This is a genomic window from Methyloligella solikamskensis, assembly GCF_042676065.1.
GTDB classification, from domain to species: Bacteria; Pseudomonadota; Alphaproteobacteria; order Rhizobiales; family Methyloligellaceae; genus Methyloligella; species Methyloligella solikamskensis.
Map to the genome: position 1 here is coordinate 148,611 of NZ_JBHTJO010000002.1, position 21,274 is coordinate 169,884.

Consider the following 21,274-nt stretch of genomic DNA (forward strand, 5'->3'; position numbering starts at 1 on the left):
GCTGCGCGCAATTCTGAGAGCCCGTGGCCTTCCCGAGAAGAGGTCACGAGGATCTCCGGATGGGCGGCCGGGTGCTTGGCGAGCTCGGCCGAGACCTTCTCGAGCACCTTTTCGAGCTCTTCCGATTTCGGCTTGTCCGCCTTGGTCAGTACCACCTGATAGGAGACCGCCGCCTCATCCATCAGCGCCATGGTGGCCCGGTCCGTCTCCTTCAGCCCGTGGCGGCTGTCGACCAGCAGGAAGAGGCGCCGGAGTTCCTGGCGGCCCTTCAGATAGTCTTCGATTAGCCGGTTCCAGCCCTTCACCTGGCCCTTGGGCGCCTTGGCGTAGCCGTAGCCCGGCATGTCGACGAGATAGAGCGCGCCGTCCTTGCCGAGGGTGAAGAAGTTGAGCTCCCGGGTGCGGCCGGGGGTGATGGAGACCCGGGCCAGCGATTTTCGCCCGGTGAGCGCGTTGATCAGGCTGGATTTGCCAACATTGGAGCGCCCGGCGAAGGCAACCTCGTTCCGCCCGTCCGCGGGCAGCCCGTCCATCTTCACCACGCCTTTGACGAACTCGCACCCTTGCGCGAAGAGCTTGTCGCCCGCAGCTGTGTCGGCTTCGTTTGTGGTCTCAATGCTCATGGCCGCGATCCTAGAGGTCCCGTCATACCGGCGAAAGCCGGTATCCAGCCATGCGCCCCGATTTGGAGTTGAATTCCGGCTTGCGCCGGAATGACCGAGGGGAGGTGGCGCCGGCCTGCACCCTTCGAGACGCGAGCTGCGCTCGCCCTCAGGGTGAGGAGCGAGCTCCCAGGCTCACCGCAGCCTTTCTCCTCATGGTGAGGGCATTTGCGAAGCAAATGCGTCTCGAACCATGAGGCCGAAACGGCCAGCTACCCCTTGCTCTTGCTCTCGGCGCCGTCCTCGTCGTCCTTATCGGAAGCCTTCTTGAGCCCGAGATTTTCCAGCAGCGGAATATCCACGCCCTGGCGGTGCATGATGAACGATTGCTGGACCACGGAGAGGAAGTTGTTCCACGCCCAGTAGATCACCAGACCGGCCGGGAAGCTGGCCAGCAGGTAGGTGAAGAACACGGGCATCCAGGTGAACACCTTCTGCTGCACCGGGTCGGGCGGCGCGGGGTTCAGCTTCATCTGGACGAACATCGTTACGCCCATGATCAGCGGCCAGATGCCGATCATCAGGAAGGCCGGCGGATCCCAAGGGATCAGACCGAACAGGTTGAACACCGTCGTCGGGTCGGGCGCGGAAAGGTCCTGGATCCAGCCGAAGAACGGCGCGTGGCGCATTTCGATGGTGACGAACAGCACCTTGTAGAGCGCGAAGAAGATCGGGATCTGAACCAGGATCGGCAGACAGCCCGCGGCCGGGTTCACCTTCTGCTTCTTGTACAGCTCCATCATCTCTTGCTGCTGCTTCATGCGGTCGTCCGCATAGCGCTCTTTGATCTTCGCCATCTCCGGCTGCAGCTTCTTCATCTTGCTCATGGCCACGTAGGATTTGTTGGCGAGCGGGAAGAGCACGAGCTTGATGCAGAGCGTCACGATCAGGATGGCGACGCCGAAATTGCCGACCAGCTTGTAGAAGAAGTCCAGGGCGAAAAACATCGGCTTGGTCAGGAAGTAGAACCAGCCCCAGTCGATGAGCAGGTCGAACTTCTCAATGCCGAATTCCTCGGAATAAGCGTCGACCACGCCGACTTCCTTGGCGCCGGCGAACACCTCGCCCTGCACCGTCTTCTCCTCGCCCGGGCCGATGGTCAGGCCGGACTGCAGATAGTCCGTCTGGAAGCGGGCGCGGCCGCGATCTTGCGTGCCGGAGAAGCGGGCGGTGAATTCCTTGCCCTGCTCGGGGATGACCGTCGTCGCCCAGTATTTGTCGGTGATGCCGAGCCAGCCGGTCTTCGTCTTGTAGACGACGGGCTTCTCTTCCAGGGCGTCGTCGTAGTCGATTTCCTCCAGCCCCTCGTCGCCCGTGACGCCGATCAGGCCTTCGTGGAGGACATAGTAGCCTTCCGTCTTCGGCATCTCGTGGCGGGAAACGAGGCCGTAGCGGAACAGCGTGACCGGCTCTTCGCCGGAGTTCGCCACCGTCTCCTCGATGGTGAACATGTAATTGTCGTCCACCGAGATGGTGCGGGTGAATTTCAGCCCCTGGCCGTTGTCGTAGGAGAGCACGGCCGGGCTGTCCTGGGTCAGCGGCCCATCGCTCTCTTTCGTCCAGACAGTCTCGGCATCGGGAAGCTTGAGATCCTTGGCGTCCGAACCGCCCACCCAGCCGGATTCGGCGTAATAGGCGTGCGGTGTGCCGGCCGGCGAAAGCAGGATGACGTTCGGGCTGTCGTCCTGAACCGTGACCCGGTAATTCTTCAGGGTCAGATCGTCGAGGCGGGCGCCCTTCAGGGCGATGGAGCCGGAAAGCCGCGGGCTGTCGATCTTGAGCCGCGGGCTGGCAGCAAGCGCGTCCTCGCGGCTGCGCTGGGATTCCGTATTACCCGGGCCGGGAGAGACTTGGCCTTCGATCTCGCCCTCTACGAGGGGAGACTCGCCGGGCTTCTGCGGCCCCGACTGAGCGTCCTGCTGGACCTGTTCCTGCTCGGCCCTCTGCTGCTCCTGCTCCGGCAGGGCAAAGAAGAACTGCCAGGCAAAGAGAACGCCGATCGAGAGAATGATGGCGAGGATGAAATTGCGATTATTCTCGTCCATATCGCCCTTCGCTCTGTCCCTTCCGCGAGTTTGGCGCGCGTCCCGGCAAAAACCGTTCAACCGCCCTCCCACCGGCCGGAAGGGATGGTGGGGGCCTCAAGTGATGCCGTGACCCGTGATTTTGAGCGTTCAGCGCTTCGTATGGCGTGGCCTGTGGACCCTGGCGAGTGCTCGCTCAAGATCGCTGATGAGCTCAGGAAAGGGCCGTTGTAGCGTTCCCTGCCTCGCAATCAAGACATAATCAAAGCCATTTGCCGCATGCTGCGGGCCGTATAGCCGCACCAGCTCTTTCAGCCGGCGGCGCGCCCGATTGCGGTCCACCGCCTTGCCGACCCGCTTGCTGGCCGTGAAGCCGAAACGGGAAGGGGCGGTCGTGTCCGGTTTGGCGCCCTCTATCTCGGCACGCTCTTGAGCCCGCGCCTGCAGCACCAGTCCAGGCGTGACAAAACGAGCGCCGCCCTTGACCCTGAGGTATTGGGGGCGCTTCGTCAGTCGTCCGATCGGTGTCACGTGCGTGGTTCGCCTCGGCGGCTACCGGCTAGGCAGAAAGGCGCTTGCGGCCTTTGGCTCTGCGGCGCGCCAAGATCAGGCGTCCAGCCTTGGTCGCCATGCGCGCGCGAAAGCCGTGGCGCCGCTTACGGACGATCTTGCTTGGCTGAAAAGTGCGCTTCACTTGAGCGGTCTCCAATGAATTCGAGTTTGGCCGCGCTTATAGGAGGGCGCTGCGTCCAAGTCAATCAACCTCATAGAAGTCAACGCAAGTCAGCGGAGCGCTTTCATCCTGCAGGGCCGCTAGGTGTCGGACTGCACCTCAACCATCAGGGCCTTAAGCTGGTCGGTGAGCGACTTGCCCACGAAATCCGCTTCCGAATAGCCTTCGGCTTTCAAAATTTTGCGGATTTCGGCGACCGTTCTGCAATGGCCTGATCTAGCGAGCTCAAAGGCCCGCTCTAGTGATGTGGTGTGCTGGTCCATAAAGCTTTGCATATCACGGTATGGCGGCGCTGCACGGCAAAATTTCAAACTGAGACATTCCCGGCGAAAACCGGCCGGTCCCGTCTAGTCCGCCAAAAAAGCAAGGCCCTCTCCACCGGAAAGGCGAGAGGGCCTGCTTGAAGCTTTGTCGGCTTCAGATCGCTAAAGGGAGAGGCCTACTCGGGCTCTTCCTCTTGCTCGATCATGTCGCCTTGCTCGCCGGTGTTGACGTCGTTCATGGCGGGGTCGCCTTCGCCCTCGCCTTCCATCATCGTGCCGTCGGAATCTTCGGATTCCATCACGGCGTCTTCGTCACCGGCGGTGGAATCGCTCATGGCGCCATCGGCATCTTCCATCATCTCGCCATCGGAATCTTCCGCTTCGCCGACTGTCTCGGCTTCGGCGACAACGATCTTGGCAGCGCTTGCTTCCTTACCGGCCGATGTTCCCATCGGGCAGGCGCTGGCGGGCGCAGCAAAAGCGGTCGCAGCGAAAAGCGCGGCGACGGCGGTGGTAATCAGTCGTCCATCCATTGGAATTCCTCCCTATCTCTGGCCTTCATGTCCCTCGGCGCAGGGCCAACAAGGGAATCTTGCCTGACCCTGGCAACTTTAGGAAGGAGAATATGATCACAATTCAGGGAGAAACCATCGCGGGAAAGCAAATCTTGGTTGTGCAGACGTAAAGCAGCCGCAAACCGCGAAATGCCTTCCCGGGACGGATTCTTCTAGTCCTCCGAAGAGGTTGGCCCTCGAGGCTACATAGCCTCGTCTTCGGACTCCATGGCCTCGTCGCCCATCATGTCATCGCCGGGCTCGTCGTCCATCATTTCGTCTTCCATCATCTCGTCGTTGCCGACGGTGCCGTCATCGCCTTCCATCATCATCTCCTCGTCGTCCATGACGAGAATGATTCGGGCGTTATCGGACTGCTTGAGATGGGTGCCCAGCGGGGCGGCGGAGACGGTGACCGGCGCGGCGAAAGCAACGGCGAAAGCGGCGGCAAGGGTAAAAGCAAAAGTGCGGGAAAGCATAGGAGGATCCTCCCTGATCTAAGTTGAGGTCTTACGGCATCGGCCAATTCCGACGACGGATCGGAATGCTGCCGCAACCACCGTCCCATAGAAAGGGTTTCGCAATCACTTCTGGTGACGCCTCATCACGACCTCGCGATATTCCGTTTCGGTAACCCAAACGGCGCGCCTAACTAGGGTTATGCCCTTGATCTCAGAGCCCACAGACAAGCCGAAAGCCGTGCGCGGCGTTGCCGACCGTAGCCTGGCCGCCCTGCGCCGGTTTTGGCCGCTTGCGGCGCTCGTTGTGGCAGGCGTCGTCGTCTATCTCATGGGCTGGCACCGCTATCTCTCCTTCCGCGAGCTCGCCGAAAGCCGCGACGCGCTCCACGAGATGCTCTCCAGCCACATGGTGCTGACGCTGGCGCTCTATATCGTCATCTATGCCGCCAGCGTGGCGCTGTCCGTCCCTGGCGGCGCGATCCTCACTTTGGCGGGCGGGTTTCTCTTCGGCTGGCTCTGGGGCGGGCTTGCCGCTGTGGTCGCCGCGACCCTCGGCGCCGTGATCGTCTACCTCGCCACCCGTAGCGCCTTCCGCAATTTGCTCCTCGACAAGCTGGAGGACACGCCGCTCGACCGCTTCCGCAAAGGGTTCAGCGAAGACGCCTTCAACTATCTGCTCTTCCTGCGGGTCGTGCCGGTCTTCCCCTTCTGGCTGGTCAATCTCGTACCCGGTCCCTTGGGCGTTTCGTTCCGCACCTACACTCTTGCCACCTTCATCGGCATCATTCCCGGCACCTTCGCTTTCTCCATTGCCGGTGCGGGCCTCGACAGCGTCATCGCCGCCCAGAGCGCCCGCTGCGCGGCGGAAGGGTCCCCGAAAGGCGAGTGCCTGCATTTCGATGCCTCCGCCATCTTCACGCCCGAGCTGATCGCCGGCTTCATCGCGCTTGGCGTCCTGGCCCTGGTGCCCATCGTCGTGAAGCGGTATCGCAAGAAGCCGTATTGAGACGCCTCGTTGAGAGACGGGAGGGAATGCGCGCCGCTATTGATCCGCGGCACGCCTTCGGGCACCACCCAAGACGAGAGCAAAAGTGCGCGGCACGGTCCGCCGGACCACGAGCCTGAGGGATAGAGATCTATGAGCGAGCTGAAATGAGCGAGCTGTTGCGTCCCGATCTTTGCATTATCGGGGGAGGCTCAGCCGGGCTCACCGTGGCCGCCGCGGCCGCTCAGTTCGGTGTGCCGGTGGTGCTGATCGAGCGCGGCCCCATGGGGGGCGACTGCCTCAACTCGGGCTGTGTTCCCTCCAAGTCGCTGCTCGCCGCGGGCAAGCGCGCCCAGGCGATGCGCGATGCGGGCCTCTTCGGCATCGAGCCGGTCGAGCCCAAGATTGACTACGCCGCCCTCCATGACCGCATCCACGGGGTCATCACCGCCATCGCCCCCAACGATTCCGTGGAGCGCTTCACGGCGCTCGGCGTCCGCGTCATCCAGGACGAAGCCCGCTTCATCGACAAGCGCACGGTGCAGGCTGGCGACATCAAGATCAAGGCGCGCCGCTTCATCATCGCCACAGGCTCGTCACCGGCGGTGCCCGATATTCCCGGCCTCTCCACCACGCCCTATCTCACCAATGAGAGCATCTTCGAGCTTACCGAGAAGGTGTCCCATCTGATCGTGCTGGGCGCCGGCCCCGTCGGGCTGGAGCTGGCCCAGGCCTATCGCCGCCTCGGCGCCCACGTCACCGTGCTCGACCGCGCCCGTCCCCTGTCACAGATGGACGAGGAAGCCGCCCGGGTGGTCCAGCGCAGCCTTGAGGACGAGCGCATCGTGATTCATTCAGAAGCCAGCGTGGCAAAGGTGGAGAGCGCCGGAAGCGGCGTTAAGGTCCATTTCGAGAAGGGCGGGGAGGCGATGGACATTGAAGGCAGCCACCTTCTCGTCGCCACCGGCCGCAAGCCCAATATCGAGAGCCTCGACCTGAAGAAGGCGAAGATCCGCACCACCGACCAAGGCATCAAGGTCAACAAGCGCCTGAAGACCCGGAACGGCCGGGTCTACGCCATCGGCGACGTGACCGGCCCGCCCCAGTTCACCCACATGGCGTCCCACCACGCCGAGCTCGTGCTGCGCAATGCGGTGTTCCGGCTGCGGCCCTCTCTCGACCTGACCAAGGTGCCGCGCACCCTCTACACGGACCCGGAAGTGGCCGAGATCGGCCTCACCGAGGAGCAAGCGCGCAAGCATTCCGGCATGCGCATCCTGCGCTGGCCCTATGCCGACAACGACCGGGCGCAAGCCGAAGGCGAGACCGAAGGCTTCATCAAAGTCTTCACCGACCGCAACGGCTACATACTGGGCTGCGTGATCGCCGGCGCCGAGGCGGGCGAGCTGATCGCCTTCTGGGCGCTCGCAATCGCCAGGAACTCCAAAGTCGGCGATGTTGCTGGCCTGATCTTTCCGTACCCGACGCTCTCAGAACTCGCGAAGCGCGCCGCCATCACCTATTATCGGCCCCTGTTGAGAAAACCCTATCTTCAGCGCATCGCAGCCTGGCTCCGCAAGCTGGGCTAGGGCGCCTGAAGGGGCGAGCAACAGCGGGTACGAGAAATTGGACGACAGAACGCCGGCGACGGAGTTGGAACGGGCCAATCTCACCTTTCGAGGGCCTGGCCTGTCCGCCAAGCTCCTTTTCCTCACCATCATCTTCGTTATGCTGGCCGAAGTGCTCGTCTTCGTGCCGTCGGTGTCGAATTTCCGGCTTCAATGGCTGCAGGACCGGCTGACCGCGGCCCAGATCGCAGCGCTTTCCGCGGAGGCCGCGCCCAACGGCAATCTGCCCATGGCCCTGCGCGACGAGCTGCTCATGAAGGCGCGGGTGCTCTCCATCTTCATGCGGCGGACCAACAGCCGGAAGATCATCCTCAACATGGACAAGCCGACGGAGATCGACGCCTTCTTCGATCTCCGCGATCCAAGCTGGCCGGAGCTGATCCGCGACGCCATGCTGGTCTATTTCGCCCCAGACGACCGCGTCATCCGGGTGATCGGCGAGCCGGGGATGGGCGGCGGCGAGATCATGATCGTGGTCATGGAGGAGGGGCCGTTGAAGGCCGCCATGGTCGAATACGGCCTCCACATCCTCGGCCTTTCAATCCTCATCTCCATCTTCACCGGCGCGCTGGTCTATCTGGCCCTCATCGCGCTTCTGGTCCGGCCCATGATGCGACTCACCGGCAATATCGTGCGCTTTCGCGATCAGCCGGAGGATCCGACCCGCATCATCGAGCCCTCCGGCCGCCACGACGAGATCGGTCAAGCCGAGCACGCGCTCTCGGCCATGGAGAATCAGCTCGCCAGCACCCTGAGCCAGAAGCGGCGCCTGGCGGCCTTGGGGCTGGCGGTCAGCAAGGTGAGCCACGATTTGCGCAACATGCTGGGAAGCGTGCAGCTCCTGTCCGACCGCCTCGGCGCGGTGAAGGACCCGACCGTGCAGCGGGTGGTGCCCAAGGTTCTGGCCTCCACCGAGCGCGCCATCCGGCTTTGCGAGAACACCCTCGATTACGGCCATGTGCAGGAAGCCCCGCCCGTGCGGAGCAAATTCCCGCTCGCCCCGCTCGCAGACGAGATCGCCGAGAGCTTGAGCCTGCCGCGGGACGGCATCGACTGGCAGGTCGAGATCGAGAAGGGGCTGAAGGTCGATGCCGATTACGACCAGCTCTTCCGGGTTCTGAACAATCTGGTCAGCAACGCCGTCCAGGCCCTGGAGAATGCCGATCAGGAGACGCGGGAAGTCATCCTGCGGGCCCGGCGGGAGAATGGCGGCACGGTGATCGAGGTCGCCGATAACGGACCCGGCGTGCCGGAGAAGGCCAAGGATCACCTCTTCGAGGCCTTCCAGACCGTCGCCCGCAAGGGCGGCACGGGGCTTGGGCTGGCCATCGCCGCCGAACTGGTCCAGGCCCATGGCGGCGAGCTCGTTCTGGTGGAGACGGAGAAGGGCGCCACCTTCCGGCTCACCATTCCCGATGTGCCAGCCAAACGCGGAACGGCCAAGGGCAACGCTTAAGACTATGCTGGGATCGCTTAGGTTCGGCTGGTCTTCAATGACCTTCATGTTGTTGGGAGCAGTTGCCGTGGCCATGCTCCTTTGGGCTGCCCTCGGCCGTCCGCTTCTGGACCAGGCGCTGTTGGAGCCCTTCGAGGAAAAGGCACTCGAGCGCCTGCAGGGGCCGGGCAGGGCTGCACGTGGTGCTGACGTGGCCGATATCATGTCACGCCAATTGGCAGGACTTGGAGACGAGGAAGTCTACGGATTTCTCGTCTCTCATGGGTATTCGAACGCCGACCGTTGGCCCTCGCTTCCTGTCGGCCAGACCATGCGAACTACGTCCGTGGTCCACGGCTCGATCGTGGGCGACAAGAAGATTCAGATGACCCTTCGCAAGGAAGCCGACGGAGCCTCGGTGGTATCTGCGCGCGTATTCATCATCATGCTTTGAGCGGCGAGCGCCTGAGCGATTTGCCGGCCCCAGACGCAAAAAAGGCGCCCGCCGGTCCGGCAGGGCGCCTTTTTTAAGAGCAGCGCACCCCGCCCCGCCCGAATTACGCCGGGCAAGGCGAGGCACCGCATAAGACCGAACGGATCGTTTACTCGATCTTCTCGACGTCGTCGGTCTTCATCTTGTCCTTGGGCTTTTCTCCCTTCCAGGCGGACTTCACGAACTTCTCGCCCTTCATTTTGATCTTGGTGGTCCAGCCGTCGGCCCAATCGATAACGGCGGCGGACTTCTTCTCTTTCCACTTGCCTGACAGGGCCTCGTCGCCGTGCTCACCCTTGGCGGTGCCGTCTTCCATCAAGGTGATCGTCATCGGCGAGCCGTCATTGCCGACAGTCTTGTACTTGCCGACGAAGTGATGCTCGGCCAGGGCGGCGCCCGTGGTCAGCACAAAAGCAAGCGCGATCGCGCCGAGCGCGGCGGTCGCCTGCTGCACAATTCCGAAATTCCGCATTTGGGGGCTTCTCCCTATCGTCGTTGGTTGCAATATGGGGAAAACAGTCATGTCGGTGGTGAAGTTCCGACGAGTTCCCACGTTTCGCGCGATCCGTGCGGCGGCGCTTGCCATGAGCGATCTTAGGTATTAGGTAGGCGGATCGAAGCGCCCCCGGATGCGTGGCGCTTGCGGTCTTCGCGATTCTGAAGCCAATCGAACGGAATCGCGCTCTCAGCGCCGGTAGCTCAGCTGGATAGAGCACCAGACTACGAATCTGGGGGTCGGGAGTTCGAATCTTCCCCGGCGCGCCAATACTTTCGGCACGGCAGGTTTTATGAACCTGGCCGGAGCCGCAGTAAATTCCCTTTAAAAGCAACAGGATATGCATCGCATGCGGTTCCTTTGCGGCTTTCTCGCCCTTCTCCTGGTCTCCACCGCCGTGCCGTTGAGCGCCGGCCCGGCTTCCGCCCAGTCTCTATTTCCGCCCACGTCGAGCTCGCAGTCGGACAAGGCATCGGAGGAGTCGAAAGACTCTTCAGAGCCCGCGAAGCAGGACGAGGCGGCCAAAGAGGAGACCCAGGACGAGGCTTCCGCGAAGAAGGCCGCCGAGGATGGCCCGGACATCCCGAAGGCGTTGCTGAACCCCTATATCTCGAGCGCCGAGCTCAAGATGCGGCTCACCCCGCTCACCAAGGACGACCTCGCCGCGGTCGCTTCGAAATGGCTCGACCTGGTGAAGGAGCGGACCACCATGGTGATGGATGAGCAGGTGGCGCTGCTCAAGGCCAAGGGCCCGCTGGAAGATGCCAGCCGCAAGGATCTCGTCCGGCTGGTGAAGGAGCGGAACGAGCTGCTCAACAAGCTCAGCCTCATCGTCGACGCCTGGGAGGCGAAGGGCGGCGACGAGGCCAAGATCAAGACATTCCGCAGCTACCGCACGGCCATTCTGTCAGAGGAGGCCCGGTCGAAGGATTTCGAAACCTTCATGGTCCAGCTCGAATCCTGGCTGTACTCGCCCGACGGAGGCATCGAGGCCGGCATCAATATCGGCATCGTCCTCATTGCCATCGTCGTGCTGCTGATCATCGCAGGCGTGCTCCGCGGGCTGACCCGCCGCTGGATCGGCCACGTCAAGCACATGTCGAAGCTGCTCCAGGCCTTCATCGTCACCTTCGTCTACTGGATGATCCTGGCGATTGGTCTGCTCATCGTGATCTCGGCCATCGGCATCGACGTCACGCCGGTCTTCGCCCTGATCGGCGGCGCCTCCTTCATCCTGGCCTTCGCCTTCCAGGATACCTTGGGCAACCTCGCCTCCGGCTTGATGATCATGGTCAACCGGCCCTTCGATGAAGGGGACTATGTCGATGTGGCAGGCGTCGCGGGCACCGTGAAGTCGGTCAGCATCGTCGCCACCAAGGTGCTCACGCCGGACAATCAGATCATCGTCATCCCCAACAAGCAGGTCTGGGGCCAGGTCATTACCAACGTGACGGGCTCCAAGACCCGCCGCGTCGATCTGGTCTTCGGCATCGGCTACGACGACAGCATCGAGACCGCCCAGAAGGTGTTGGAGGAGACGGTTGCCGCGCACCCGATGGTGCTCAAGGATCCGGAGCCGAATATCAGGGTCTCCGAGCTCGCCGACAGCTCCGTCAACTTCATCGTCCGGCCCTGGTCGAAGAGCGAAGACTATTGGACGGTCTATTGGGATCTGACCCGGCAGGTGAAGGAAGCCTTCGACCGCGCGGGCATCTCCATTCCCTTCCCTCAGCGGGATATGCACGTGTACCAGGCCGGATCGGCCGAGGCGGCGACGCCGAAATCGAGCCGCCGCTCGAAGGTCTCCAAACCCACGGAGACCGACAAGCCCGCACGGCAGACCCGCTCCACCCGCGCCAAGGCCCAGGCCGCAGGCGAGGAAGGCTACGAGTCCGACGACACACGGTAGGGGGAGGGACGCGAGGCTTATTGCTCCATGACGCAAGTCACGAAGGTTCCGATGTCCGCCTCCGCCCATCGAGGGCAGTCATCCTAGGAACAACTTTTCAGGGTCGTCAGTAGCAGGATCTGATGAGCACCGCTCGAGACATCTTATAAGACACAGGCGTGAGAGTTGTTCAGCGCGGGCGCGCCAGTCACTCCAGTCACGGGCAATTTCCCGGTTGTTACCGTGAAGAGTTTGGCTGCGTGCTGCAGCGAAAATCTTGCTAATGGCCTCGCTGGCCTTGATTTCATTGCCAAATAGAATCTCGTCGCTTTTTACTCCGAGGCGGGCTCTGACAAGCTCGACTATCCCATTCTCGTTCCTGCCGAGCCCTAAGGCGTCTAGAGATGCCGCGAATTTTGCCGTTGCCAATAACGGGAGTTGTTCTCGGCAGGCCTCGTGGAAAATGAGCAAGGCGTGGAAGAGTCTTCGCATCACCTGCGGTCGGGAGGATGAAGACGGATCGAGATACCAATCCAGGACCGTGCCGATGACTAGCCATTTGTCGTGCCAAGTGCTCGCCATCTCGGCCCATTGGCCAGCGCGAAGCATTGGTCCATAGGGAAGCTCAGACCACGCGCTACCGCTTCCTAGCATCGGTCCAAACTGAACTAGGTAGCGCCTGAGAAAAGGTGTTGAATCGTAGGTAAGGTTCAATCCGCGGAGAACGGTTGCAGGAGTATCCCAGGCGAGAGCCAACGCAACGAGTGCGATCCTCGATGAAATAACTGCGCGGTCGCGGCCCATCCCCGGGGTTAGCCCCTGCACCACCACGCTGCATGCATAGGGAGCCCCGCTGATAGCGTTTATGACACTAGTTTCGGAGCTGCTGTCCTGGCTCGGCTTCCGCTTCTTTAGGCGTTGGCCGCTCCAAGAGCGTTGGATGCGACGTCCAGAGATTGAACTGATGGCCGATTCAGAAATTTTTCTGGTGAGCCATTCAGTCCTCTGCTCGAAAACCACGGGGCCAACAGAAATCTTTGGTAGGTCTACGTTTTCAAAGAGTTTGCAGCCAAACGAATAGTCCTGACCGTGGCGGGCTGGATTCGCAGCTTCTTTGAGTGTCTCGCGTATGTGCTGGCGAATTTCCTCGGGCGACAGAGCTTTTGTCAGCGGACGCCCAAGAGCAGTCCGGATCAGCGTATTAGATTCCTCTATTGTTGCATTATATTTTAGGAGAGAGCAGTTCTCTCGAAGGACGTGGGAAAGATTTTCTATAACGTGAAGGATTTCCTTATTTATAAATATTACGCCCCCGTCTCCAGTTGACAGTATGGGCGGAAAAAGAACTCCGTCCTCTTGTTGCGGTATGCTCCCTTGGCCCGGCAACTGAGAGATTTTGATTGTGATCTCTTCAATTAGAGAAATGATTGTTGCCATTGCTATTTCGCAGTAGAGGCAGATGCAATCTGCTCAGCAATCTAGCATCCGTCACAAGGTTTGCACCTGATCATTCCCCTCAGACCCCGCCTATGCTGAAATCCTTCGCGTAAGCCGAAGGGAGGCCAGCCATGCCGTACTGTCCGAGTTGCCGGGCCTATGTGTCGAGCCGCGACCGGTTCTGCGCGTCCTGCGGCGCGGCCCTGACGGAAGAGGCTGCAGACGAGCAGCCCAGAGGCACCGAAGCCGCCGTGCCGCCCGCAGGCAGCTCCGTTCCGCCGGCCGGTGCGTCCGCTCCTGACGCAAGACCTGCGCAAAGCGATTCCCTGCGCGCCGACATTCCTCAGGTCAGCGCCCCCGGCGGCATGACCTATGCCGGGCTGCTCTCCCGCGGCTTCGCCCAGGTGATCGACATGGTCATCGTGTTCACCCTTTACTGGTTCCTCGGCATCGAGATCGCCGCGCGGGTAGGCGGCCGCACGCCGGGCGGCTTCGAGCTGGAGGGCGGACCGGCGCTCCTGCTCTTCGGTCTATGGATCTTCGGCGCGCTGCTCTACTACGCGATCCTCGAAAGTTCCTGGAAGGGCCAGACCATCGGTAAGATGGTCGCTCGCATCAAGGTTACGAGCGAGACCGGGGCCAGGTGCAGCTTCTACCAGGCGGTGGTCCGCAACCTCGTCCGGCCCATCGACTTCATCTTCTTCTACGGGCTTGGCGTCTTCTTCATCCTGACATCGCCAAGGCAGCAGCGCCTGGGCGACCGGGCCGCGAAGACCATTGTGGTCCACGCCTAGAGCGACGTGGCGATGAACGCGAAGAGGGGGCGAGTACTCCGAAAAGCAAAACGCCGGGCGGTCGGACCGCCCGGCGTCATTTGCGCCTCAACCGTTCTTCCCTCGCGCGCGATCTAGTGCACGTCCTCGTGCTCTAGATCCTCAAATTTATACCGAAACTCCTGCATCCAGATACCGTCTTCTTTCACCGGCACCTTGTGCAGCTTCACGTCGGTGACCTTCAGCTTGCCGCTCGACTCGTCCAGCCAGAAATCCACGTCGTAATAGGCGTCCCGCGAGCCCATCTTGCGAAAGTCGGTGCAGACGAAGAACTCGCCGTCGCCTTTCAGGCGCCGAACCGGCTGATGGATCTCGATGAATTCCAGCGAGATGGACTGGCCAGTTTTCTCGTCCTCGATCACCAGCGCGCCGTCCTTGTCCTTGTTGTCGGCGATGTAGTTGTGGATCGCGCTCATCACGTGCCAGCCGCGGGTCACCTCCGTCTCGCCGGGATGCTCGGAGACCGGCAGCCACCACCAGGCGACCGGCAGCCGGGTCACCATGATCCAGCCGTCGCCTTCCTTCTTCGGCCCCTTCTGAACGCGGATATCCTTGAGGTCGAGCTTGTCGCCATCCTCCCGGTACCAGAAGTCCAGCGCGTACTGCTTCTTCTCGTTCTCCTTGTCATGGAAGATCAGATTGGCGAACCAGCCATAGCCTTCCATGCCGCGCACGATCCGGGTCTTCTCATAGACGAGTTCGAGTTCCTGGTTGGTGCGGGAGTCGTGATACTGGAACGCGCCATCCTTGCTGCGCGCCTCAAGTGTCTTCTCCACCGCCTTGTTCACGTCCTCTTCCGTGAACTCTTTTGCGGTCACCATGGCGGTCTGATGCAGGTTCTGATTCTTCGCCGCCTGCTTCGTCTCGAAATAGGCTGCCGCCTTCGAGATGTTGCCATCCGGGTTCTTCAGGAAGGCCTCTTTGGAATTATTCGTCGAGAAGCAGTAGAGCTTGTTGTCCGGCCCGATCCAGTTGATCGAGCAATCGGTCTTCACCTGCTGCTTCGAGGCAAGGCCCATGGCGCAGTAATCGTCGAACGCGCCGCCCGCGGCCGAAACCGGCGAGCCTGTAGCAAGGCCGAGCGCCAGGGCTGCAGCCGCGACGATAGCCGGGCTGCACACCCGGCCGCTTCTGTAAAATGACATTTGCTTCGCTCCTCCCAGCTCATCTCCGGGTGCCGCGAGCGTTTTCCGCTGCGGCGCCCACCGTTTGTGTCGCCCTTGCAGGCGATCGTACTCTGTCCGCTGACATAAGCAGGCGCCTGACAGAATGTCGCGTCAAGGTTGCGAGCGGCTGAGTAACGCGAAGGTGAAGAAGTTTTACGCAAGCCCTACGAAAATCCCCACGGCGACAGCGCCCGCAGCCATCAGCGCGACGATGATCCAGGGCGGCGCCTTCCAGACCGTGAGCAGCACAAACGCAACCAGAGCAAGCGCGAAGTCGTATGGGCTGAGCACGGCGCTGGTCCATACCGGGCTGTAGAGCGCCGCAGCCAGGATGCCGACCACGGCGGCGTTGGTGCCGGCCATGGCGGCCTGCATCTTCGGCCGGGTCCGAAGCGCATCCCAGAACGGGAGCGTACCCAGCAGCAGCAACATGCCGGGCAGGAAGATCGCGATCAGGCAGAGCGCGGCGCCAGCCACGCCGTTGGGCTCAGGGCTCGCGGCAGCCCCGAGATAAGCTCCGAAGGTGAAGAGCGGGCCCGGAATGGCCTGGGCTGCGCCATAGCCCGCGAGGAAGGAATCTTCGCTGATCCATCCGGGCTGCACGACCGCTTCCTGCAGCAGCGGCAGAACCACATGGCCGCCGCCGAACACCAGCGCCCCGGAGCGATAGAACGCGTCGAAATAGGCGAGGGCTTGATTGTCGACTGCCGCGTTAAGAAGCGGTAGCCCGATCAGCAGCGCAAAGAAAGAGATGAGGCAGACCACGCCGAAGCGCCGCCCGATGGGGAACTGGGTATGCAGCGAGTCCGGCGTGGCGAGATCGCGGCAGAGCCAGAGCCCGATAAGCGCGCCCAGCACGATGGCTGCGATCTGTCCCATGGAGCCGGCGAGGAAAATCGCGATCAGCGCACCCGCCACGGCAATGCCGGCCCGCTGCTTATCGGGGCAGAGCTTCTGGCCCATGCCCCAGACGGCCTGGGCGACGACCGCCACGGCCACGAGCTTCAGACCGTGGATCACGCTCTGGCCGATCGGTCCTTCGAAGAGCGAGGCGCCATAGGCGAACAGCACCAGGAGAATGGCGGAGGGAAGGGTGAAGGCAGTCCAGGCGGCCAGCGCGCCCGGCAGGCCTGCCCGTTTCAGCCCCAGCGCAAAGCCGACCTCGCTACTGGCCGGGCCGGGCAGGAACTGGCACAGCGCCACGAGATCCGCATAGGCCTGATCGTCCAGCCAGCGCCGCCGCGTTACCAGCTCGTCGCGGAAATAGCCGAGATGGGCGATAGGGCCGCCGAAGGAGGTGAGGCCGAGCTTCAGGAACGCACCGAAGACTTCCGCCACGCTTCCTTGCGGTTGGGGAGGCGCAGTCGCGTCCATATCGCCGTCGACATCCGTTTCGCTCATGCCGCAACTATAGAGGCTGCGCGCTCAACCATAAGCGTCGAATAGCGAGCCTATATCGCGCTTCGATGACGGTTGAGGGATGACACGTGCCTATGACACGTCAGGCCGGCCGGGGAGGAGGCCTCAGGCCGCTTCGGCAGCAGCGTGCTCCGGGGAGGAAGACAGCGTGCGCAAATCTGCACGCAACGCATCGGCATCGCCCGGCAACCCCTCTTCGATCTCGCCATGCACCCGCAGCCAGATCGGCACGGCTTGCGCCAGCACGGCGCGGCCCGTCTCAGTCAGCACCAGCCGACGCGAGCGCTTGTCCTTTTCGTCGACCAGCGCCTCCACCCAGCCGCGGCGGGTCAGGGGCTTCAGGTTTGCGGTCAGCGTCGTCCGGTCCATGGCGAGCAGCTCGGCCACCGATCCGATGGTCGGCGGCTCCGGCCGGTTTAGGGACATCATCAGGGAAAACTGTCCGCTGGTGAGATCCAGCCCGCGCAGCTCGTCGTCGAAGATGCGGGCGATCCGCCGGGCCGCGCGCTGCAAATGCAGACAAAGACAGTGATCGCGGACATGCAGCGTTGTCTGAAACGGAATCTCGGTTGACATGCTCCATATTATGTTGATATCAACCTAAACGTCAAGCGGCGATCCTGCCGCCGGTGGAGGGTTCCGATGCAATACGTCGATGGTTTCGTTCTCGCGGTCCCGACCGCCAAGCTCGATGAGTATTTCGCCATGGCGGAGAAGGCCTCCGAGGTCTGGCTCGACCACGGTGCGCTCGAATACAAGGAGGCGGTTGGGGAGGACCTCGAGGTGAAGGGCGACATGCCATTCACGAGCTTCGCCACGATGGCGAATGCCACGCCGGATGAGACCGTCGTCTTCGCCTGGATCGTATACGAGTCCCGCGCCCATAGGGACGAGGTGAACGCCAAGGTGATGGCGGACGAACGCCTCAAGGAGATGTGCGAGTCGGGCGAGATGCCGCTCGACGTCGCGCGCATGGCCTATGGCGGGTTCGAGATAAAGGTCGCCGCTTAAGCGGCCGCCGGCTTGGAGTACGCCATGCACGTCACCCCCTATCTCTTCTTCGACGGCCGTTGCGAGGAGGCGCTTCGGTTCTACGAGGAAACCGTCGGCGCAAAAGTCGACGCTCTGATGCGCTTCAAGGATGCGCCGGACCAGAGCCAGGTCTCCCCGGAGAACAAGGAGAAGGTGATGCACTCCGCCTTCCATGTGGGTGAGACGGAGGTCTTCGCTTCCGACGGGTTCTGCACTGGCCAGAGCGAATTTCGGGGCTTCTCGCTCGCCCTCACCGCGAAAGACGACGAAGAGGCCGAGCGTCTCTTCGCAAATCTTCAGGAGGGCGGCGAGGTACGGGCGCCGATCGCGGAGACCTTCTTCGCCTCACGCTTCGGCATTGTCGCTGACAAGTTCGGCGTCGCCTGGATGGTGCTCACCGAAAGCTAGGCATTCAGATTGGAGGGACTCTCATGCCCGAAATCGCCACCCATAATGACTTCGTGATCTCCCGTGTCTTCGACGTTCCGCGGGATTTGCTTTGGACCTGCTTCACTGACCCGGAGCGCATGCGGCAGTGGTGGGGTCCGAAAGGCTTCAAGGTCCGCATCTCCGACATGGATCTCCGCGAGGGCGGCAGCTACCACTACTGTCTCGAGGCGCCGGATGGTGCGGCCATGTGGGGCCTGTTCCAGTTCCGCCAGATCGTGCCTGGCGAGCGCCTCGTCTTCGTCAGCTCCTTCTCTGATGCCGAGCGTCAGATCACCCGACACCCGCTGCAAGAGGTCTGGCCTCTTACGCTGCTCTCCACGTTCAGCTTTGCCGATGCGCCGGGCGGCAAGTCCGAGTTCACGGTCCGCTGGCGCCCCTGGGATGCGACCGAGGCGGAGCAGAGGGCCTTCAAAGAAAACCACGACAGCATGGTGCAGGGGTGGAGCGGAACGATGGATCAGCTCGCGGCCTATGTCGAAAACACCAGTGATGAGGTCTGATCGATGCAGCTCAAGCACCCCCTGACGCCCTGCCTGTGGTTCGATACCAAGGCCAAGGAGGCAGCGGAGTTCTACTGCTCCGTGTTTCCAAATTCGAAGATCACGCAAGTGACCCATTTCCCGGACGCCGGGCAGGAGATCCACGGTAAGCCCGCCGGCTCCGTTCTTACGGTCTCTTTCGAGCTCGATGGCCAGCACTTCATGACCCTGAACGGTGGCCCCAATTTCAGCTTCGATGAGGCGGTCTCTTTCATGGTCCTGTGCGAGACCCAAGCCGAGATCGATCACTACTGGGACGCGCTCCGCGCCGACGGCGGCGAGGAGGGCCCTTGCGGCTGGTTGAAGGATAAGTTCGGCCTCTCCTGGCAGATCGCTCCGGCCCAGTTCGGCGAAATGCTGAGTACAGAGCCCGGCGCCAGCGCCCGCGTGATGACTGCCATGATGAAGATGAGCAAGATCGACTTGCCCACCCTGCAGAACGCCTACCGGAACGCAGCTTGAAATGGTCTGCGCGAATTCCAAGAAGGGAAGGGGACTCCCATGTTCGTGAAAATTCTAATCGGTGCGCTGATCGTCCTGGCCGTGGGGATCACGGCGGTGCTCGCCTATGCCGCGACCAAACCCGACAGCTTCCGCTATGAGCGTTCGACCGTCATTGCCGCGGAGCCGGAAGCGATCTTCCCCTATCTCAACGACTTCAAGCTGGGGCAGAAATGGTCGCCCTTCGAGGATCTCGACCCGGACATGGAGCGCGACATCAGCGAGCAGACGTCCGGCGAGGGCGCGACATATGTCTGGAACGGCGACAGCAATGTCGGTGAGGGCAAGCTCGCCATCGTCGACTCCGTACCCAATGAGCGGGTGACGCTGGATCTCGACTTCGTCAGGCCCATGGCGGGCCACAGCACGGTGGACTACATCCTTCAGCCCGCCGACGGCGGCACGAAGATGACCTGGGCCATGTACGGACCGCAGCCCTATCTGGCCAAGCTCATGAGCGTCTTCATCGATTGCGAGAAGATGGTCACCGAGAACTTCGAGCAGGGCTTCGTCAATCTGAAGCGCGAAGTCGAAGACAAAGTCTAGTCGGCGCTGTCGGTCTGTGTGGCCTCCTTGCCCAGCGCCTTCCGGGCATCCCGTAGTGCCGTTTTGAGATCCTGCCTGTAGTGCACCGCTGGCGGCGCCAGCTCGTGGCTGTGCAGCAGCTTGCGGATCGGCGATGTCGCGCCGGCGATGAAGATCGGCGCCCCCCGCTGCAATCCCGATTTCAGAAACCCTGCGATGGTCGTGGCGGCCGTCGAATCGAGAAATGGCACGGCCGAGACGTCGATCACATAGGCTTTCGGCTGGGCCGCCACCCGGTCCAGCGCATTGGCTACGCTAGCCGCGGCTCCAAAGAAGAACGCACCGGATATACGGCACACGGCGATCTCCCGCCCGCCGGCTTCCGACGGGTCGTAAACCGTCCGCTCTTCGCCGGGCGCGCTGTCCGCCTGGTCCTCCTCCATCAGACCCGTGCCGGCCTCGACTTCGACCGATTGGGACATGCGGTGCAGGAAGAGCAGGGCGCTGATCGCGAAGCCGACCAGGATGCCCGTTGTAAGATCAACGAAGACCGTCAGCAGGAACGTGGCCAGCAGCACCACAGCATCACCGCGGCTAGCTCTCAGGAGGGTCGCGAAGGCGTGCCGCTCGGCCATGTTCCAGGCGACGGTCGCGAGCACGCCGGCAAGCGCGGCAAGGGGGATGTAGGCGGCGAGCGGCGCGGCCACCAGAAGGAACAGCAGCAGGAAAGCCGAATGCAGCATGCCGGCGATGGGGCCACGCGCGCCGGAGCGGATATTGGTCGCCGTCCGCGCGATGGTGCCGGTGACGCAGAACCCCCCGAAGATGGGCGCTGCGATATTGGCGATGCCTTGGGCCACCAGCTCGCAATTGGAGCGGTGCCGCCGTCCCGTCATGCTGTCGGCCACGACCGCCGAGAGCAGGCTCTCGATGGAGCCCAGCAACGCGAAGGATGCGGCCGCCGGGAGCACGGCGACGAATTTCACCCAGGTGATCTCGGGCAGGGAGGGGCTCGGCAGCGTCGAGGGGATGCCGCCGAACCGCGTGCCGATCGTCTCCACCGGCAGGCCGAGCGCCCAGGCGACAATCGACGCCAGCACCACGGCCATCAGCATGGAGGGCCAGCGCGGCAAGGCGCGTCGCATGACGACGATCACGACGATGCTGCCGAAACCCAGCGCCACCGCGGCAGGCGCGATGCTGGGCAGCGCTTCTGCGAGGGCGACGATTTTCGGCAGGAGCGGGGAGGGCTCCCCGCCGGGCAGGCTCAGGCCCAAGAGATCCTTCACCTGGCTTGCGAAGATGATTAGGGCGATGGCCGCCGTGAAGCCGACCGTCACCGGATAGGGGATGAACTTGATGAAGGTGCCGAGCCGGAAGAGTCCGGCGAACAGCAGAAAGACGCCGGAGATCATGGTCGCCAGCAGCAGCCCTTCGACGCCATGGGTCGCGACGGTGGTCGCCACCACGACGATGAAGGCGCCGGCGGGCCCGCCGATCTGAAACCGGCTGCCGCCGAGCGCCGAGACAAGAAAGCCACCGATGATCGCCGTGTAGAGCCCCCGGTCCGGCGTCACGCCCGATGCGATCGCAATGGCCATGGAAAGGGGCAGCGCGACGATGGCGACCGTCAGCCCGGCCAGAGCGTCGGACCGCAGATCGGCGAGGCCGTAGCCTTCCTTCAGGACGGTTATCAGCTTGGGTGTGAAGAGCGCCGTGAAGCTCGGCCGCTCAGGCATTGCCCCCATAA

General features: G+C 62.5%; 24 protein-coding genes and 1 tRNA gene. 12 read left to right on the forward strand and 13 right to left on the reverse strand.

Annotated features, from left to right (window positions below):
• The 7 genes from yihA to ACFQ2F_RS13720 form a co-directional block, all read right to left on the reverse strand.
• Positions 1–623, reverse strand: a 623-nt coding sequence (gene yihA, locus ACFQ2F_RS13690; RefSeq protein WP_379091003.1) for a ribosome biogenesis GTP-binding protein YihA/YsxC, incomplete at its 3' end; no start/stop codon positions are given.
• Between the two features lie 251 nt (positions 624–874).
• The gene (gene yidC / locus ACFQ2F_RS13695; RefSeq protein WP_379091005.1) at positions 875–2,707 is read right to left on the reverse strand and encodes a membrane protein insertase YidC; all 1,833 of its coding nucleotides are present in this window, start codon (positions 2,705–2,707) and stop codon (positions 875–877) included.
• Between the two features lie 129 nt (positions 2,708–2,836).
• Positions 2,837–3,217: a ribonuclease P protein component gene (gene rnpA, locus ACFQ2F_RS13700; protein ID WP_379091007.1), complete on the reverse strand. Its 381-nt coding sequence runs from the start codon at positions 3,215–3,217 to the stop codon at positions 2,837–2,839.
• A gap of 28 nt (positions 3,218–3,245) precedes the next feature.
• Positions 3,246–3,380, reverse strand: coding sequence for a 50S ribosomal protein L34 (gene rpmH / locus ACFQ2F_RS13705; RefSeq protein ID WP_379091009.1), 135 nt, complete (start codon positions 3,378–3,380; stop codon positions 3,246–3,248).
• A 119-nt stretch (positions 3,381–3,499) separates the two neighbouring features.
• Positions 3,500–3,682 carry a hypothetical protein gene (locus ACFQ2F_RS13710; protein WP_379091010.1) on the reverse strand — a complete coding sequence of 61 codons (183 nt, stop codon included), beginning with the start codon at positions 3,680–3,682 and terminating at the stop codon, positions 3,500–3,502.
• 176 nt (positions 3,683–3,858) lie between these two features.
• The gene (locus ACFQ2F_RS13715) at positions 3,859–4,215 is read right to left on the reverse strand and encodes a hypothetical protein (protein ID WP_379091011.1); all 357 of its coding nucleotides are present in this window, start codon (positions 4,213–4,215) and stop codon (positions 3,859–3,861) included.
• Between the two features lie 224 nt (positions 4,216–4,439).
• Positions 4,440–4,715 carry a hypothetical protein gene (locus ACFQ2F_RS13720; RefSeq protein WP_379091013.1) on the reverse strand — a complete coding sequence of 92 codons (276 nt, stop codon included), beginning with the start codon at positions 4,713–4,715 and terminating at the stop codon, positions 4,440–4,442.
• Between the two features lie 187 nt (positions 4,716–4,902).
• Between ACFQ2F_RS13720 and ACFQ2F_RS13725 the strand changes: the two genes are divergently transcribed.
• From ACFQ2F_RS13725 to ACFQ2F_RS13740, 4 genes are all read left to right on the forward strand, one after another.
• Entirely contained in the window at positions 4,903–5,703 is an 801-nt protein-coding gene (locus ACFQ2F_RS13725; protein WP_379091015.1) for a TVP38/TMEM64 family protein, read from the forward strand.
• A 146-nt stretch (positions 5,704–5,849) separates the two neighbouring features.
• Positions 5,850–7,271, forward strand: coding sequence for a dihydrolipoyl dehydrogenase family protein (locus ACFQ2F_RS13730; RefSeq protein WP_379091016.1), 1,422 nt, complete (start codon positions 5,850–5,852; stop codon positions 7,269–7,271).
• A 37-nt stretch (positions 7,272–7,308) separates the two neighbouring features.
• Complete coding sequence (locus ACFQ2F_RS13735) at positions 7,309–8,766, forward strand: sensor histidine kinase (RefSeq protein ID WP_379091018.1); 1,458 nt, start codon at positions 7,309–7,311, stop codon at positions 8,764–8,766.
• 37 nt (positions 8,767–8,803) lie between these two features.
• On the forward strand, positions 8,804–9,199 hold the full coding sequence (locus ACFQ2F_RS13740) for a hypothetical protein (protein ID WP_379091020.1): 396 nt from the start codon (positions 8,804–8,806) through the stop codon (positions 9,197–9,199).
• A 148-nt stretch (positions 9,200–9,347) separates the two neighbouring features.
• On the opposite strand, the gene ACFQ2F_RS13745 is transcribed toward ACFQ2F_RS13740, so the two are convergent.
• Entirely contained in the window at positions 9,348–9,710 is a 363-nt protein-coding gene (locus ACFQ2F_RS13745) for a hypothetical protein (protein ID WP_379091022.1), read from the reverse strand.
• A gap of 216 nt (positions 9,711–9,926) precedes the next feature.
• On the opposite strand from ACFQ2F_RS13745, the gene ACFQ2F_RS13750 reads away from it, so the two are divergent.
• Positions 9,927–10,003, forward strand: a tRNA-Arg gene (locus ACFQ2F_RS13750).
• Between the two features lie 80 nt (positions 10,004–10,083).
• Positions 10,084–11,643: a mechanosensitive ion channel family protein gene (locus tag ACFQ2F_RS13755; protein ID WP_379091024.1), complete on the forward strand. Its 1,560-nt coding sequence runs from the start codon at positions 10,084–10,086 to the stop codon at positions 11,641–11,643.
• Positions 11,644–11,721: 78 nt separating this feature from the next.
• Here ACFQ2F_RS13755 and ACFQ2F_RS13760 read toward each other — a convergent pair whose 3' ends face one another.
• A complete protein-coding gene (locus ACFQ2F_RS13760; RefSeq protein ID WP_379091026.1) occupies positions 11,722–13,059 on the reverse strand; it encodes a hypothetical protein in 1,338 nt (445 codons plus the stop codon).
• 131 nt (positions 13,060–13,190) lie between these two features.
• Here ACFQ2F_RS13760 and ACFQ2F_RS13765 point away from each other — a divergent pair, with 131 nt between their 5' ends.
• Positions 13,191–13,853, forward strand: a complete 663-nt coding sequence (locus tag ACFQ2F_RS13765; RefSeq protein ID WP_379091028.1) for an RDD family protein — start codon at positions 13,191–13,193, stop codon at positions 13,851–13,853.
• Between the two features lie 113 nt (positions 13,854–13,966).
• On the opposite strand, the gene ACFQ2F_RS13770 is transcribed toward ACFQ2F_RS13765, so the two are convergent.
• The 3 genes from ACFQ2F_RS13770 to ACFQ2F_RS13780 all read right to left on the reverse strand — a co-directional run bounded on the left by ACFQ2F_RS13770 (position 13,967) and on the right by ACFQ2F_RS13780 (position 17,053).
• Positions 13,967–15,037: a hypothetical protein gene (locus ACFQ2F_RS13770; protein WP_379091030.1), complete on the reverse strand. Its 1,071-nt coding sequence runs from the start codon at positions 15,035–15,037 to the stop codon at positions 13,967–13,969.
• A 174-nt stretch (positions 15,038–15,211) separates the two neighbouring features.
• Positions 15,212–16,459, reverse strand: coding sequence for a chromate efflux transporter (gene chrA / locus ACFQ2F_RS13775; protein ID WP_379091032.1), 1,248 nt, complete (start codon positions 16,457–16,459; stop codon positions 15,212–15,214).
• Positions 16,460–16,582: 123 nt separating this feature from the next.
• A complete protein-coding gene (locus ACFQ2F_RS13780) occupies positions 16,583–17,053 on the reverse strand; it encodes a MarR family winged helix-turn-helix transcriptional regulator (RefSeq protein ID WP_379091033.1) in 471 nt (156 codons plus the stop codon).
• A 66-nt stretch (positions 17,054–17,119) separates the two neighbouring features.
• On the opposite strand from ACFQ2F_RS13780, the gene ACFQ2F_RS13785 reads away from it, so the two are divergent.
• From ACFQ2F_RS13785 to ACFQ2F_RS13805, 5 genes are read left to right on the forward strand one after another with little or no spacing between them, the layout of a single operon-like run.
• Positions 17,120–17,488 carry a DUF1428 domain-containing protein gene (locus ACFQ2F_RS13785; RefSeq protein WP_379091035.1) on the forward strand — a complete coding sequence of 123 codons (369 nt, stop codon included), beginning with the start codon at positions 17,120–17,122 and terminating at the stop codon, positions 17,486–17,488.
• 24 nt (positions 17,489–17,512) lie between these two features.
• Positions 17,513–17,917 carry a VOC family protein gene (locus tag ACFQ2F_RS13790; RefSeq protein ID WP_379091037.1) on the forward strand — a complete coding sequence of 135 codons (405 nt, stop codon included), beginning with the start codon at positions 17,513–17,515 and terminating at the stop codon, positions 17,915–17,917.
• A gap of 23 nt (positions 17,918–17,940) precedes the next feature.
• Positions 17,941–18,459 (forward strand): SRPBCC family protein, encoded by a 519-nt coding sequence (locus tag ACFQ2F_RS13795; RefSeq protein WP_379091038.1) that lies wholly within the window; start codon positions 17,941–17,943, stop codon positions 18,457–18,459.
• Between the two features lie 3 nt (positions 18,460–18,462).
• Positions 18,463–18,960, forward strand: a complete 498-nt coding sequence (locus ACFQ2F_RS13800; RefSeq protein ID WP_379091039.1) for a VOC family protein — start codon at positions 18,463–18,465, stop codon at positions 18,958–18,960.
• Between the two features lie 39 nt (positions 18,961–18,999).
• The gene (locus tag ACFQ2F_RS13805) at positions 19,000–19,545 is read left to right on the forward strand and encodes an SRPBCC family protein (RefSeq protein ID WP_379091041.1); all 546 of its coding nucleotides are present in this window, start codon (positions 19,000–19,002) and stop codon (positions 19,543–19,545) included.
• Here ACFQ2F_RS13805 and ACFQ2F_RS13810 read toward each other — a convergent pair.
• Positions 19,542–21,272, reverse strand: coding sequence for a SulP family inorganic anion transporter (locus ACFQ2F_RS13810; protein ID WP_379091042.1), 1,731 nt, complete (start codon positions 21,270–21,272; stop codon positions 19,542–19,544). The genes ACFQ2F_RS13805 and ACFQ2F_RS13810 overlap by 4 nt on opposite strands.
• Positions 21,273–21,274 lie beyond the last annotated feature (2 nt).